This window comes from Massilia orientalis, from assembly GCF_030411975.2.
Classification (GTDB): Bacteria; Pseudomonadota; Gammaproteobacteria; order Burkholderiales; family Burkholderiaceae_D; genus Telluria; species Telluria orientalis.
In genome coordinates this window covers 39,025-55,044 of the sequence record NZ_JASNRB020000012.1, presented here as the reverse complement: position 1 = coordinate 55,044, position 16,020 = coordinate 39,025, and the positions used below count along the sequence as shown (strand labels likewise).

At 67.1% G+C, this 16,020-nt stretch carries 10 protein-coding genes and 1 tRNA gene; 10 read left to right on the top strand and 1 reads right to left on the bottom strand.

Going from position 1 to position 16,020, the window contains the following annotated elements:
- The first annotated feature begins 15 nt into the window (after positions 1-15).
- The 10 genes from QPK29_RS19500 to ppc all read left to right on the top strand — a co-directional run bounded on the left by QPK29_RS19500 (position 16) and on the right by ppc (position 13,806).
- Complete coding sequence (locus tag QPK29_RS19500) at positions 16-1,071, top strand: porin (protein WP_371770803.1); 1,056 nt, start codon at positions 16-18, stop codon at positions 1,069-1,071.
- 21 nt (positions 1,072-1,092) lie between these two features.
- Positions 1,093-2,046, top strand: a complete 954-nt coding sequence (locus QPK29_RS19495) for a tripartite tricarboxylate transporter substrate binding protein (RefSeq protein ID WP_371770802.1) — start codon at positions 1,093-1,095, stop codon at positions 2,044-2,046.
- Between the two features lie 23 nt (positions 2,047-2,069).
- Positions 2,070-3,170 (top strand): ABC transporter substrate-binding protein, encoded by a 1,101-nt coding sequence (locus QPK29_RS19490; RefSeq protein WP_056136795.1) that lies wholly within the window; start codon positions 2,070-2,072, stop codon positions 3,168-3,170.
- Between the two features lie 140 nt (positions 3,171-3,310).
- Complete coding sequence (locus QPK29_RS19485) at positions 3,311-5,107, top strand: ABC transporter permease (protein ID WP_371770890.1); 1,797 nt, start codon at positions 3,311-3,313, stop codon at positions 5,105-5,107.
- 21 nt (positions 5,108-5,128) lie between these two features.
- Entirely contained in the window at positions 5,129-6,202 is a 1,074-nt protein-coding gene (locus tag QPK29_RS19480; protein ID WP_056136797.1) for an ABC transporter ATP-binding protein, read from the top strand.
- Positions 6,163-7,233: an AbrB family transcriptional regulator gene (locus QPK29_RS19475; protein WP_371770889.1), complete on the top strand. Its 1,071-nt coding sequence runs from the start codon at positions 6,163-6,165 to the stop codon at positions 7,231-7,233. Before QPK29_RS19480 ends, QPK29_RS19475 begins: the two co-directional genes overlap by 40 nt.
- Before the next feature lie 152 nt (positions 7,234-7,385).
- Positions 7,386-9,281: an MFS transporter gene (locus QPK29_RS19470; protein ID WP_371770801.1), complete on the top strand. Its 1,896-nt coding sequence runs from the start codon at positions 7,386-7,388 to the stop codon at positions 9,279-9,281.
- Between the two features lie 71 nt (positions 9,282-9,352).
- A tRNA-Pro gene (locus tag QPK29_RS19465) sits at positions 9,353-9,429 on the top strand.
- 230 nt (positions 9,430-9,659) lie between these two features.
- Positions 9,660-10,865: a GGDEF domain-containing protein gene (locus QPK29_RS19460; protein WP_371770800.1), complete on the top strand. Its 1,206-nt coding sequence runs from the start codon at positions 9,660-9,662 to the stop codon at positions 10,863-10,865.
- A gap of 193 nt (positions 10,866-11,058) precedes the next feature.
- Positions 11,059-13,806 carry a phosphoenolpyruvate carboxylase gene (ppc, locus tag QPK29_RS19455; RefSeq protein ID WP_371770799.1) on the top strand — a complete coding sequence of 916 codons (2,748 nt, stop codon included), beginning with the start codon at positions 11,059-11,061 and terminating at the stop codon, positions 13,804-13,806.
- Here the strand turns inward: ppc and QPK29_RS19450 are convergent, their stop codons facing one another.
- On the bottom strand, positions 13,807-15,999 hold the full coding sequence (locus QPK29_RS19450; protein WP_371770798.1) for a glycoside hydrolase family 88 protein: 2,193 nt from the start codon (positions 15,997-15,999) through the stop codon (positions 13,807-13,809).
- Between the last annotated feature and the right edge of the window lie 21 nt (positions 16,000-16,020).

The window sequence follows — 16,020 nt, the reverse complement described above, 5'->3', positions numbered from 1 at the left end:
AACAACGGAGACAATATGAAGAAATCGGCCCTCGCGCTCGCCGTCCTGGCAGCGCTTTCCCTGAACGCATCCGCCCAGACCAATGTCCAGGTCTACGGCATCATGGATGCCGGCGTCGAATACGTGAACCACGCAACCGCCAGCGACGGCAGCCAGGTGCGCGTCGTCTCGGGCGGCAAGAACACGTCGCGCTGGGGCTTCCGCGGCAGCGAAGACCTGGGCGGCGGCCTGAAAGCCATCTTCAACCTGGAAGGCGGCGTCATGCTCGACACCGGCGCCCAGGACGGCAACCTGTTCAAGCGCCAGGCCAACGTCGGCCTCGAAGGCGGCTTCGGCCGCGTGATCATCGGCCGCTCGTTCACGACGACCTACGACCTGGTCATCAAGTTCGACCCGATGGGCTTCGCGCCCAACTATTCGTGGGCGACGTCGAGCAACGCCACCGGCCCGTCGAAGTACGGCATGACGACGGCGTTCGACAACCTGATCAAGTACACCGGCACCACGGGCGGCTTCACCTACGGCGCCACCGTCGGCATGGGCGAGCAGGCCGGCAGCGCGGCCGATGGCCGCAAGTACGCCGTCGGCGGTTCCTGGTTCGGCGGCCCGGTCGGCCTGATGGCGTCGTACGAACAAATCAACGGCAACACGCTCGCCGCCACCGGCGACCGCGACAAGACGACGGCCTTCCACCTGGGCGCCCTGTACAAGGCGGGTCCGATGACCTACCAGGCCGGCATGCGCGGCTACAAGCTCCAGTCGGGCAAGGCAGCCACGCCGGACGTGCGCGGCGACACCTACTGGGCCGGCGCCACCTGGGCGGCCTACCCGTGGACCCTGACGGGCGCCGTCTACCACGTCAACACGAAGAACCTGCCGTCCGCGAAGGACGCGGATCCGACGATGCTCGTGGGCCGTGCCATGTACTCGCTGTCCAAGCGCGTCTGGCTGTACGCATCGGTGGCGCATGCCAAGGCCGACCACGGCCAGCTCGTGGGCCTGTCGCGCGACGATCCGGGCTTCGGGTCGACGCAGACCGGCGTCACCACCGGCATCCAGTACCGGTTCTGACCTACCCCTGGCCGCAACATCATGAAGCGCGCCATCTCGATCCTTACCGCCGCGGCGCTGTCCGCGGCAGCGGCGGCGGCCAGCGCCAACGCCGAATGCGTGGTGCCGTCCAAACCGGGCGGCGCCATGGACCTGACCTGCAAGCTGGCCCAGAAGGCCTTGCCGGACGCGAAGCTGAAACTGGCCTACCTGCCGGGCGGGATCGGCGCCGTCGCGTGGCACACCCTCGTGTCGCAGCGGCGCGCCGAGCCTGACACGCTCGTCGCGTTCTCGGGCGGTTCGCTGCTGAATCTCGCCGAAGGAAAATTCGGCAAGGCGCTTGCTGCCGACGTGCGCTGGGTCGCGGCGCTGGGCGTCGACTACGGCATGATCGCGGTGCGTTCCGACGCGCCGTGGCACAGCCTGGACGAGCTGATGGACGCGATCCGCAAGAATCCGCAGCAGGTCCTGATCGGCGTGTCCGGCACCATCGGCAGCCAGGACTGGATGAAGGTCGCGCTGCTGGCGCGCCACGCCGGCATCGAACCGCGGCGCCTGCGCTTCGTCGCGCTGGAAGGCGGCGGCGAGACGTTCACGGCGATGAGCGCGAACTATGTGCAGGTGATTTCGGGCGACGCATCGGAAGCGGTGCTGTATGCCGGCCCGGGCAAGGTGCGCGTGCTGGCCGTGCTGGCCGAGAAGCGCCTGGCCGGCGTGCTGGCGTCCGTGCCGACGGCGCGCGAGCAGGGCTACGACATCGTGTGGCCCGTGATCCGCGGCGTGTGGATGGGCCCCGGCGTGCCGGATGCCGACTACCGCCGCTGGGTCGACGCCTTCGCCCGCGTGCAGGCCACCCCCGATTTCGCGGCTTTGCGCAGCCAGGCCGGCCTGTACCCGTTCTCGCTCACGGGCGACGCGCTCACGCGCTGGGTCAAGCAGGCCATCAACGATTACAACCGACAGGCCAGGGAATTCAGCCTGGTCCGCGAACACTGACAACAACACCCTAGGAGACAACCATGAATTTCAAGAAGACCGCATTTGCCACTTCCTTTGCAGCTGCCGTTTTCGCCTTCGCCGCACCGGTGCAGGCGCAGGCCCCGGCAGGCTACCCGGCCGGCTACCAGCAACTGATCGACGCCGCCAAGAAGGAAGGCAAGCTGGTGATCTACGGCGCCACCGACAGCAAGGCCGCCGAACCGCTGATCTCCGATTTCAAGACGATGTACCCGGGCATCACGGTCGAGTACAACGACATGAACTCGACCGAAGTCTACAACCGCTTCTTCTCCGAGAACGCGGCCGGCGGCGACACGGCCGACGTGCTGTGGTCGTCGGCGATGGACCTGCAGATGAAGCTGGCCGCGGGCGGCTATGCGCTGCCCTATAAATCGGTCGAAGCCGCGAAGATCCCCGGCTGGGCCGTCTGGAAGGACATGGCCTACGGCACCACGTTCGAGCCGGCCGCCTTCGTCTACAACAAGCGCCTGCTGAAGCCCGAGGAAGTCCCGCAGACGCACGCCGATTTCGTGCGCATCATCCAGCAGCCGAAATTCCAGGACAAGGTCACCACCTACGACATCGAGAAATCCGGCGTCGGCTTCATGTTCATGACGCAGGACGCGCGCGCCTACCCGCAATACAAGCAGCTGGAACAGGCGTTCGGCGCGGCCAGGGTGCGCGTGCAGTCGTCGACCGGCACCATGCTGGAGCGGATCTCGTCGGGCGAAAACCTGATCGGCTACAACGTGATGGGTTCCTACGCGCTCGTGCGCGCCAAGAACGATCCGTCGCTGGGCGTCGTGCTGCCGAAGGACTACACCCTGATCATTTCGCGCGTCCAGTTCATCAACAAGATGTCCAAGCACCCGAACGCGTCGAAGCTGTGGATCGACTACATGCTGTCGCACCGCGGCCAGACCGTCATCGCCAATGCCTCCAAGCTGTACGCGATCCGCGCCGACGTCACCGGCGAAACGACGTCCACTGACCTGATCAAGATGGTCGGCGAGAAGAACATCAGGCCGCTGCCGGTCAGCCCGGCCGTCGGGGAATACCTCGATCCGGCGCTGCGCCTGGCGTTCCTGAAGGAGTGGAAAGCCACTGCCGGCAAGAAGTAAGCCAACCCTTGAACCGTCGTCCCCGCGGACGCGGGGACCCATACTGAGCCGACCAGGACACTCAGCATGGGTTCCCGCCTGCGCGGGAACGACGGACTCAGGCTCCATCTCTATCGGACACTCCCATGCCTACTTCAACCATGCCACTGGAATCCAAGGGCGCCGACGCCGGCAGCCTGCCGGCCGTGCGCGCGCCGCGCTTCAACTGGACGCGCGGCATCGTCGTGCTGCTCACCTGCGTGGCCATCTTCCTGCCGCTGTACCTCATCTTCTACCAGAGCTTCCTGACGGCGCCGTTCTTCATGCCCGACAAGATGCTCGGCCTGGACGCGTACCGCTTCATCTTCGATGACCCCGACTTCTGGCTCGCCTTCAAGAACGGCCTCATTCTGGCCGGCGGCCTTGCCGCCATCGCCGTGCCGCTGGGCGGCATGCTCGCCTTCCTGATGGTCCGCACCGACCTGCCGGGCCGCGGCATCGTCGCGCCGCTGCTGCTCGTGCCGATCTTCGTGTCGCCGATGGTGATGGGCTTCGGCTACGTCGTCGCCATGGGCCCCGTCGGCTTCTACTCGACGTGGGCGCACGACCTGCTGGGCTTCGTGCCGTGGAACGTGTACTCGTTCGCGAGCATCGTCGTCATCGCCGGGCTCACGCACGTGCCGCACGTGTACCTGTACGCCTCGTCCGCGCTGAAGAGCCTCGGCTCCGACGTGGAGGAAGCGGCGCGCGTCTCGGGTGCGTCGCCGTGGCAGGTTATGTTCAACGTGTCGCTGCCGATGATCATGCCGGCCCTCGCGTATGCGGGCGTGCTCGTGTTCTTCCTCGGCTTCGAAGTGTTCGGCCTCGTGCTCGTGCTGGGCGACCCGGAAGGCCACCTCGTGCTGGCGACTTACCTGTACAAGCTGACCAACAAACTGGGCACGCCGTCGTACCACCTGATGGCCGCCGTCGCCGTCTGCCTCGTCGCCGTGACGATGCCGCTCGTGATGCTCCAGCGCTGGCTCCTGAAGTCGGCCAACAAATACGTGTCCATCAAGGGCAAGGGCGCGCGCCAGAAGCCGCTCGCGCTGGGCAAGTGGAAGTGGGTCGCCTTCGCCGTGCTGGGCGCGTGGATCGCCGTCACCATCGTGCTGCCGTTGACCGGCATCGTGCTGCGCTCGTTCGTCCAGTACTGGGGCGAGGGGGTGAAACTGGCCGACGTGCTCACCCTGCAGCACTTCCGCGACATCTTCGAGCAGCCGTCGCTCGTGCGCGGCATCGTCAACACGATCCTGATCGGCGTGATCGGCGGCGCGCTGGCCGTGGCCTGCTATACCGCGATCGCGCTGGCCATGCACCGCAAGAACGACGGCGTCACGCGCCTGCTGGACTACAGCGTCCTCGTGCCGCGCGCGGTGCCGGGCCTGCTGGCCGGCCTGTCGTTCCTGTGGGTGTTCCTGTTCGTGCCGAGCTGGCTGGACGGCATCCTGCACGGCATGGACAACGGCGTGGCCGCCTGGCTGTCGGAGCACGTCATCCCGGCCCTGCGCCAGCTGCGCTCGACGATCTTCGCGCTGTGGCTCGCGTACTCCGTCGTGTGGCTCGCCTACGGCATGCGCCTCGTGTCGACGTCGCTGCTGCAGGTGGGCCCGGAACTGGAAGAGGCGGCACGCGCCGTGGGCGCCAGCCGCGGCCGCGTGACCCGCGACGTGACGCTCCCGCTGATCAAGTTCGGCATGCTGGGCGCCTGGCTGATGGTGTTCCTGATCTTCGAACGCGAATACTCGACGGGCGTGTACCTGCTGTCGCCCGGCACCGAGGTGATCGGCGCGATGCTCGTGTCGCTGTGGGCCGGCGGCTCGACGGACCTCGTGGCCGCGCTCTCGTTCATCAACATCACGCTCGTGGCCATCGGCCTCGGTATCGCGCTGCGTTTCGGCGTGAAGCTTCATAACTAATAGAATCGCGAGACAAACATCATGAACGTTTTGACCGTCAACGACCTGCACCTCGACTACGGCCATGGCGCCACCGCCAACCCGATCCTGAAGGGCGTGTCGATGCATCTGCAGCGCGGCGAAGTGGTGGCGCTGCTGGGCCCCTCGGGCAGCGGCAAGACCACGCTGCTGCGCGCCGTGGCCGGCCTGGAAAGCCCGAAGGCCGGCACGATCGACATCGGCGAGCGCCGCGTGTACGACGGCAGTAAAAAACTCGAACTGCCGGCGGAAGCGCGCAACCTGGGCCTCGTGTTCCAGTCGTATGCGCTGTGGCCGCACAAGACCGTGTTCGACAACGTCGCCTACGGCCTCAAGCTGCGCAAGCTCGCCGCGCGCGACATCGAACCGAAGGTGCGCGAAGTGCTCGCGCAACTGGGCCTCGGCCACCTGGGCGAACGCTTCCCGCACCAGCTCTCCGGCGGCCAGCAGCAGCGCGTGGCGATCGCCCGCGCGCTCGTCTACAACCCGCCGGTGATCCTGCTCGACGAACCGCTGTCGAACCTGGACGCCAAGCTGCGCGAGGAAGCCCGTGCATTCCTGCGCGAGCTGATCGTGCGCCTGGGCCTGTCGGCACTGATGGTCACGCACGACCAGGCCGAGGCAATGGCGATCTCGGACCGCATCCTCCTGCTCAACAACGGCAAGATCGAGCAGCAGGGTACGCCGCAATCGATGTACGAAGCGCCGGACACGCTGTTCACCGCGGAGTTCATGGGCAGTAACAACCGCCTGCCGGCGCGCGTCGTGGCGCGCAGCGGCGGCGCGGCCCGCCTGCAGGTGGAAGGCATGGCGCTGAACGCGACGGCGCGCGGCAGCGGTGCCTCGGATCCGGACGTGGAAGCGTCGGCGCTGATCCGCGTGGAAGAGGTGCGCATCGGCCGCACGCCCGTCGACAACGGCATCCAGCTGCCGCTGTCCACCTGCATGTACCTGGGCGACCGGTGGGAATGCCTGTTCAAGCACGGTAATTCGAGCGTGCGCGCGTACTCCAAGCACCGCGTCGATCCGGGCCAGTACTGGCTCGAGATGCCGGCCGAGAAGCTCTGGGTGTTCTGATCAGGACGTTCCTCCCCGCGCTGGCGCTGGCCTTCACGGCGGCGCAGCTGTGCATCTTGCTCGACACGCCGCTGCCGTGGATGATCGGCCCGCTGTTCTCGACGGCGATCGCGTGCATGCTGGGCGCGCGCCTCTCGGCCCCCGTGCAGGCGCGCGAGGCGGGGCAGTGGGCCATCGGTAGCGCGCTGGGCCTGTACTTCAGCGCGCCCGTGCTGGCGGTGCTGGCGCGGCACCTCGGCTGGATCCTGCTGGCGGTCTCCTTCGCGATCTGTCTCGGCATGGCCGGCGGCGCGCTGCTGCGCCGGCTGTCCGGCAGCGACGACGCGACGGCCTTCTTCGCGATGGCCGTCGGCGGCGCCTCCGAGATGGCCGTGCAGGCGGAGCGCCACGGCGCCGTCGTCGAACGCGTGGCGGCCGCGCACAGCCTGCGCATCATGATGGTCGTCGGCACCATTCCATTCGCCGTGCGCTGGTTCGCGGCCCACGGCTGGGGCAACGGCCTCGATGCGTTCGTGCCGCTCGCCGGCCGGGTCGATGCGGCCGGCCTGTGCGTGCTCATCGCCGTCACCAGCTGCGCCGCGCTGGCGCTGAAACGCCTGCGCGTGCCGAACGCCTGGGTGATCGGCCCGCTGGTCGTGGCGATGATGCTGACGGCGGCCGGCGTGCAGCTGTCGCGTCTACCCGAGTGGATGATCCGCACGGGCCAGCTGTTCATCGGCGTCTCGCTCGGCACGCGGTTCACGCCCGCGTTCGTGCACACGGCGCCGCGCTTCCTGGCCAGCGTGGCGGCGTGCACGGCGGTCACGTTGCTGCTGGCGGGCCTGTTCGCGTTCTGCGTGGCGGCCGTGACGGGCCTGCACCCGGGGACGATGGTGCTGGCCACGTCGCCCGGCGGCATCGCCGAGATGGCGCTGACGGCGCGCGTGCTGCACCTGGGCGTGCCCGTCGTGACGGCGTTCCACGTCGCGCGCATGGTGGTCGTCGTGCTGGGGATAGCGCCGCTGTACCGGGTGTGGATGCGGGTCGGGTGACGCCGGACGCGCCTTGGCGCTGGCTTGGTTGCATATCCAGTCGCTTCGGGTAGCGGATTGCGCGACCATTGATTCACGCCCAGCAACATTGTGTGTTCAACGTGCCGGTTGTGTTGTAGATTGTCGCATCCCCGACATCCGCATCGTTGAACATGAGCCACCCGAACCACACCAGCCAGTTTGCCCTGCTGACCCAGCGCCGCTTCGGTCCGTTTTTCTGGACCCAGTTCCTGGGCGCCTTCAACGACAACCTGTTCAAGACGGCGCTGCTCGTCGTGCTGACCTATGACGCGCTGGCGTGGACGACGCTGCCCGCCGCGCTGCTGAACAACCTGATCCCGGGCCTGTTCATCCTCCCGTACGTCGTGTTCTCCGCCACCGCCGGCCAGATCGCGGACAAGGTCGAGAAGGGCCGGCTGGCGCGCTTCGTCAAGCTGCTCGAAATCGGCATCATGGCCATTGGCGCCATCGGCTGGCTCACGCACAACCTGTGGCTGCTCGTCGCCGCGGTCGTCGGCATGGGCGTCCATTCGACGCTGTTCGGCCCCGTGAAATACGCCTACCTGCCGCAGCACCTGAAGCCGGAAGAACTCGTGGGCGGCAACGGCGTCATCGAAATGGGCACGTTCGTCGGCATCCTGCTGGGCGAAGTGATGGGCGCGATCCTGGCCGGCCACGGCGCCGCCGGCGTGCACTTCGTCGCCTTCGGGACGCTGGCCGTCGCCGTGCTGGGCCTCGCCACGAGCTGGCGCATCCCGGCGTCGCCGGCGCCCGCGCCGGGCCTCAAGATCAGCGCGAACTTCGTCGCCGAATCCGTGCGCAACCTGGCGTTCTCGAAACGGAACCGCACCGTGTTCCTGTCGATGCTGGGGAACTCGTGGTTCTGGTTCTACGGCGCGCTCGTGCTGTCGCAATTCCCGCTGTACGCGAAGGAGTACCTGCACGGCGACCACAGCGTGTTCGTGCTGCTGCTGACCATCTTCTCGCTGGGGATCGGCGCCGGCTCGCTGCTGTGCGAAAAACTCTCCGGCCGCAAGGTCGAGATCGGCCTCGTGCCGTTCGGCGCCATCGGCCTGTCGCTGTTCGGCATCGACCTGTACTTCGCGAGCCTCGGCTACACCAACACGGTCCCCGTCGATTTCGTCGGCGTGCTGGCGCAGCACGGCACGCTGCGCATCCTGGCCGACATCCTGCTGCTGGGCGTGTTCGGCGGCTTCTTCATCGTACCGTTGTTCGCGCTGATCCAGACGCGCTGCGACCCAGCGCACGTCTCGCGCACCATCGCCGGCATGAACATCCTGAATGCGCTGTTCATGGTGGCGTCGGCCGGCGTCGCGGTGTTCCTGATCGGCCGCGGCTTCAGCATCCCCGAGATGTTCCTGACGACCGCGCTGCTGAATGCCGTCGTCGCCATCTACATCTTCTCGCTCGTGCCGGAATTCCTGATGCGCTTCCTGGCCTGGCTGCTGATCCACACGATCCACCGCGTGTCGACGGTGGACGTCGAGCGCATCCCGGAACAGGGCGCCGCGGTCCTCGTCTGCAACCACGTCAGCTACGTCGACGCCATCGTCATCCTGGCCGCGAGCCCGCGCCCGATCCGCTTCGTGATGGACCACCGCATTTTTAAAACGCCGCTGCTGGGCTTCATTTTCCGCACCGGCAAGGCGATCCCGATCGCGCCGGCGCACGAGAACCCGTGGCTGATGGAAAAGGCCTTCGTCGACGTCGCCCAGGCGCTGCACGAAGGGGAACTCGTGTGCATCTTCCCGGAGGGGAAACTGACGCGCACGGGCGAGATGAACGCGTTCCGCGGCGGCATCGCCAAGATCGTCGCGCGCAGCCAGGTGCCGGTGATCCCGATGGCGCTGCGCGGGCTGTGGGGCAGCGTGTTTTCGCACGATCCGTCCAACGTGTTCGAGCGCTCTTTTGCGCGCGGGCTGCGCTCGAAGCTGGCGCTGGCCGTCGGGCGGCCGGTGCAGCCGCAGCAGGTGACGCCGGAGGGGTTGTACGAGGAAGTGCTGGCGTTACGGGGGGATTGGAAGTAAGTTTCTCCATGATGCCCGGTGACAAAAAGACTAGTCATCCCGCGTGCCTCTGTTATAATTCTGGACCAAGTCGGGGCGTAGCGCAGCCTGGTAGCGTACGTGCATGGGGTGCACGTGGTCGGAGGTTCGAATCCTCTCGCCCCGACCAACGAATTCAAAGAATCAGGCCAGCTTTCGAGCTGGCCTTTTTCATTTCTAGGGGTTACCGCACGGGAATGATCGCAGCCGCTTGATGATTTCAGTATATTGATCGCCGAATATATACATCAGCGATCCGCCATGATCCCTCGACACGCGCGCGCAATGACGATAGTCCAGTCCCTGGTTGGATTATTGCTGGTTCTGACCCCCGCATTACTGATCTGGCAGCACTTCGGGATGACCCGGGTCTTCGAACTCTCGCCCCGGCAGTCCTACGGCGCGACCGTTACCGACGACCGTCACGAGAACGGCAAGTCCGTCGCGTCGCTGGTGCGTGCGAACGATGCCCTCGTCATGCGCTGCGACCTGCGCGCCGGCTATGCCTGGCCATTCTGCAAGCTGCAGTTCCACCTGGGGCAGGACGGAAAAGGCGTGGACTTGGGCCGGTTCGATTCGGTCACGTTCGACATGCGTTATTCGGGCGAGTCGGGCAGGAAAATCAGGCTGCACCTGACGAACTTCGAGCCGGAATTTTCCACCGTCGGCGACTGGAATTCGCAGCGGTACAACTCCGTCGAATTCGACGCGCCGGCGCAGGCCACGTTCACGATTCCCGTCAACGTCGTGCGCACTGCCGACTGGTGGATCACGGCGCACAACGTGCCGCTGGCGAAAACGTATACCCGGCTCGATAACGTCACGGCGGTGGAAATCTCGACGGGATCGGTGCCGTCCGGCCAGTCGATCACGATCGAAGTGCGGTCCATCCAGTTTCGCGGCAAATGGATATCCGACACCACGCTGCTGACCTGGCTCGTGGGCGCGTGGATCGGGTGCGGCCTGCTCGGGCTATCGCTGAGTCTCTTGCACGTCCGCTCCAGCCTGTCCGCCAGCAATGCGCGTGTGGAGTTGCTGGATGCGATCAACAAGGCGCTGCAACTGGAAGCACGCGACCTGGCCAGCCAGGCCCACACCGACCCGCTGACCGGCGCATTGAACCGCCAGGGCCTCAGGGAGGTGCTGATGAAACGCTTGCACGTCGCCGGCCACGTCGACGAAGAGATGGCGGTCGTCTTCATGGATCTCGACCATTTCAAGCGGATCAACGATCAACATGGCCACGACGCCGGTGACGAGGTGTTGCGGCGCTTCGCCGCGGTCATCCGGGGCGAAGTCCGGTCGAGCGACAAGCTGGTACGCTGGGGCGGAGAGGAATTCCTGCTCCTGTGTCCGGAAACCGACGTGGCGCATGCCATGACGATGCTGGACAAGCTGCGTGCGGCGTTCGCGACGCAGGACTGGCCGCACGGGTTGCGCATCACGTCATCCTTCGGCCTGACGTCGCTGAAGCCGGAAGAGGACATCGGGGCGGCGATCAAACGGGCGGACGGGGCGTTGTATCGCGCGAAAGCGAACGGCCGCAACCGGGTGGAAATCGCCTGACTTTGTTTTCCCATCTGTAGCATTTTTTCAACCTCACCCACCGAATTGATCAATGTTCGTAGTAAAATTTCATAACATTGCATTTTTTGCCGTGCCACGCTGTGTATAAAGGCTGGTATATACAAGGTATCTGCCCGCCAACGCTGGTTATCTGGTGCGTGTTCTGTAAATTATTTACATTTTGGAGAGCTGAATGAGCGTTGAAGAGGCACGGAACTTCAAGGAAGAGTTGCTGGGGCGGGATATCCGCCAGCTCGGCCGCATGCTGGGGGAAACGATCCGGGCCCAGGAGGGTAACGGGGTGTTCGACCGCATCGAGTCGGTCCGCAAGAGCTGCATCGGTTTCCGGCGCGACGAGGACGGCAGCGCGCACGAGGAACTGGCGGCGATCCTCGCAGACATCTCGGCCGACGAGAAGACCCAGCTGATCCGCGCCTTCACGTATTTCTCGCTGCTGGCCAACATCGCCGAAGACCAGCACCACATCCGCCGCAGCCGCGCGCACCTGTCCGCCGGCTCGGCGCCGAAGAAGGGCAGCATCGCGCACGCCGTCGACGGCGTGTTCGCCGCCGGCCGCATGGACGACCTGCGCGCCTTCTTCGACGACGCGCACGTGAGCCCCGTCTTCACCGCGCACCCGACCGAGGTGCAGCGCAAGAGTGTCCTCAACTGCCAGATGGCGATCGCGCGCCTGATCGGCGAACGTGACCGCACGCAGCTGACGCCCGACGAAGAGCAGGACAACGATGAAGCGCTCGCGCGCGCGATCCTGACGCTGTGGCAGACGCGCCTGCTGCGCCCCACCAAGCTGTCGGTGCTGGACGAAGTGGAGAACGGCCTATCCTTCTTCGACTACACGATGTTCAGGAGCGTGCCGCGCCTGTACTGCGCCCTCGAGGACACGCTGGCGCAGAAGGATACCGGCTGGGCCGACACCGAGCTGCCGTCGTTCATGAAAGTGGGCAGCTGGATCGGCGGCGACCGTGACGGCAACCCGTTCGTCACGGCCGACATCCTGCGTGAGACACTCCGGGCACAAGCGACCCGCGCACTGGATTTCTACCTGCCGGAAGTGCACACGCTGGCATCGCAACTGTCGCAGGCGCAGTCCCTGTGCGGCAGCACGGAAGCCCTGCACCGCATCGCCGAGCGCACGCCCGACCAGTCGCCGCACCACCAGGACGAGCCGTACCGCCAGGCGCTGCACGGCATGCATGCGCGCCTCGTGGCGACGCGCGACTGGCTCGTCGCCGGCGCCAGCGAACCGGATGCGATGGCCTACGCCAGCGCGGCCGAACTGCTGGCCGACCTGGACGTCATCCACGAGTCGCTCGTGGCCAACGGCGCCCGCCAGCTGGCACGCGGCCGCCTGCGCCTGCTGCGCCGCGCCGTGAAGGTGTTCGGTTTCCATCTCGCGCCCGTCGACCTGCGCCAGAACTCCGACGTCCACGAACGCGTACTCGCGGAACTGCTGACGCAGGCGCGCCCCGGCGTCGATTACCTGGCGCTGGACGAAGCCGCGCGCTGCACGCTGCTGCTGGAAGAACTGCAGTCGCCGCGCCTGCTCGTGTCGCCGTTCGAGGCGTATTCCGAAGAGACGGCGTCCGAGCTGGCGATCCTGCGCGAGACGAAACGCGCGCACCTGACGTACGGCCGCGCCGCCGTCACGAACTACATCATCTCGAAGGCGGCTTCCGTCTCCGACCTGCTGGAAGTGGCCGTGCTGCTGAAGGAGGCGGGCCTGCTGCATCCGACGCTCGGCACGCTCGACGTCAACATCATCCCACTGTTCGAAACCATCGACGACCTGCGCGCCGGTCCGGCGATCATGGCCGCGGCGTTCGGCCTGCCGTTCTACCTGCGCCTGCTGCAGTCGCGCGACCGCCTGCAGGAAGTCATGCTGGGCTACTCGGACAGCAACAAGGACGGCGGCTACGTCACGTCCGGCTGGGAGCTGCACAAGGCGGAGCTGGAACTCATCGCCGTCTTCCGCGCCCACGGCATCAAGCTGCAGCTGTTCCACGGCCGCGGCGGTTCGGTGGGCCGCGGCGGCGGGCCGAGCTACGAAGCGATCCTCGCGCAGCCGCCGGGCGCCGTGCAGGGACGCATCCGCCTGACGGAGCAGGGCGAAGTCATCACCGCGAAGTACGCCAACGCCGATGTGGGCCGCCGCAATCTCGAGGTGCTCGTCGCCGCGACGATGGAAGCGACCCTGCTGTCGCATGATCAGCCGCAGCCGGACGCGGCGCAGGTGGCCGCGATGGACCGCCTGTCGACGGAAGCGCTGCGCGCCTACCGTTCGCTCGTGTACGAAACGGAAGGCTTCGAGACGTACTTCTGGGAGTCGACGGTGATCACGGAAATCGCCGCGCTGAACATCGGCAGCCGTCCGGCGTCGCGCAAGAAGTCGCGCTCGATCGAGGACCTGCGCGCGATCCCGTGGGTGTTCAGCTGGGCCCAGTGCCGCCTGATGCTGCCGGGCTGGTACGGTTTCGGCACGGCGGTGGAACGCTTCATCGCGGACGCGCCGGCCGAGCGCCTCGCGCTGCTGCGCACGATGTACAAGACGTGGCCGTTCTTCACGACGCTGCTGTCGAACATGGACATGGTGCTGGCGAAGAGCGACATCGCGATCGCGAGCCGCTACGCCGACCTCGTGGCCGACGCGGCGCTGCGCGAGCGCATCTTCGGCGCCATCAGCGCGGAGCATGCGCGCACGGTGGAGATCCTCCGGCAGATCATGGAGCAGGACGAGCTGCTGGACGGGAACCCGCAGATGCAGCGTTCGTTGCGCAACCGCCTGCCGTACATCGATCCGCTGAACCACCTGCAGGTCGAGCTGCTGCGCCGCTACCGCGCCGGCGTCGACGACGATGCGACCCGCAATGGGCTGCACATGTCGATCAACGGCATCTCGGCAGGGCTGCGCAACAGCGGCTGATCACTCCTGATCCGTCACCCGCAGCGGCACGGCCAGCCGCTGCGCCACGTTGCGCACGTGGGCTTCCCACGCCTGCGCATCGGGAAAATCGCCGCTCTTGCTCCATCCCGCGCCCAGGTAGTGCACGAACGGCTGCCCGGGCTGCGCGGTCCCGACCAGCAGGGCGTCGCCGCCGTCCACCGCGGCGCGCGTCGCCTGGCCGGGGACGATGACCGCGCACGCCGTGTGCCCGTTCGGCGCGCTCTCCGGTTCCCAGTAACTCATCCAGCTTGCGCTCGTGTCGCGCACGAGCCGGCCGTCGCCCTTGCGCTGGGCGATGCCGACGGCGACGGGCAGCGCGCCCGCCTGGTCGCTCGTGTAGCGGCTTTCGACGCGGCTGAAGTTGGCGCCGGCGTCGATCGAGATGCGCTTCGTTTCCGCGACCCGGCGTCCGCCCGCGCTCCACGCGTCGTAGCGCAGCTCGAACACGGCGCGCAGCGGCCCGTCCGCGATCACTTTCCAGCCCGCGTAGACGGATGACGGATACGCCTTGCCGTCGCGGTAGACTTCCGTGCCGCCGCAGCCGCGGCCCGTGCCGACGCTGTAGTTGTCGAGGCCTTCGCCATGGTCGCTGTGGTATTCGCCGCGCTTGTACCACGTGTCCACGACGGGACGGCGCACGCGCTTGAGCCACACGTCCACGCCGCTGCCCACGTGTTCGTTCGGCACGTGCAGGATCGCGGGGCCGTACGTGCGGTGCGCGATGCGGTCGCTCTCCCACGCGAAGTCGTCGTAGCGTTCGGGCACGTAGCGCGCATGCACCTTGACGTCGGGCGGCGCCAGCGCGGGCAGGGCGCTTGCCGGCAGCAGCAGGAAGCGGCGTCGTTCACGGGGCGCGAAGTTCGCCTGGAACAGCAGCGTGTCGCCGATGCGCTGCGTGGGCAGCAGGCGCGACGTGCCGGCTTCCATCACGGCCAGCGGTGCTTGGGATGCATCCGGGCCGAGCGCGAGTTCGACCGTCTCGTCGGCACGGTAAAAGTCGCCCGGATTCGTCACGTGCACCGGGCGCGGCGCCGCGCGTTCGAGCACCGCCATGCGAAACACTTCGCTCCCCGCGAGCAGGAAGGCGCCGACGCCATAGACTTCCGTCGCATCGTCCGCGAAGCCCGTGGGCGCCTGGCCGATCGGCTGTACGTGCGTGAGCTTGCCGTCCGGCTGGACGCTGGCGACGAGCGCGGACCATGCGCGCCGCACACCCGGCTCGAACGCGGCGCGGTCCAGCAAGCCCTGGTTGATGCCCCACGCGAGCGCATACGCGAACAGCGCGGTGCCGCTCGTCTCGCGCGCCGGATAACTGCCCGGGTCGAGCAGGCTCGCGCGCCACAGGCCGTCGGCCTGCTGCAGTGCGAGCACCTTCGCGGCCATCGCGCGGAACTGCTGTTCGAAGCGCGCGCGCGCCGGGTGGTCCGCCGGGATGTATTGGAGCGTGCGCGCCAGGCCGGCCATCACCCAGCCGTTGCCGCGTGCCCAGAACACCTTGCGGCCATTGGCTTCGCGCCGCGCGAAATAATTGCTGTCGCGGTAGTACAGGTGTTCGTCCTTGTCGTACAGGTAATCCGTCGTGCGCCACCACGCGGCGATGGCGTGGTCGAGATAGCGCGCGTCGCCGGTGGCGGCCGCCAGGCGCGCCCACGCGGGCGGTCCCATGAACAGCGCGTCGCACCACGACCAGCGGTCCTGGTTGCCGGACGCCGTGAATTCCAGCGTGCCGTCGTGCGGCTCGGCGAGGATGGTGTCGAAGCGCGCGCGCAGAGGCGCCAGCATGGCCGGGTCGCGCAGCTGCAGGTACAGCTCCGCATACGTCTGCCCGACCACGTGGTCGTCCGCGTGGTACGCGCGCGGACCGAGCTGCCAGCCATTGCGTTCGCCCATCGCGACCATCGCATCGCGGTAGACGCGCGTGCCGGACAGGTTGGCCAGCGCCATGAACCCGGCGTCGCCGACGCCCTGCGTCCAGTGCGTCGTCGCGTGCGCGCTCGGGTGCGCGAGCTGCCAGTCGGCGACGCGTTCCATCGTCGCCAGCACGGCGGCCGGTGTCAGGGCCTGCGCATCGGCCCTGGCGGCGGGCGGCGTATGTGTCGCGCATCCGGGGAGGAGGGGGCCGAGCAGCAGCAGGGCGAGCGCGGCGTGCTTGAAGGGGATAGTCGGGACCATGGAAGGTTAACGTTTAACTAG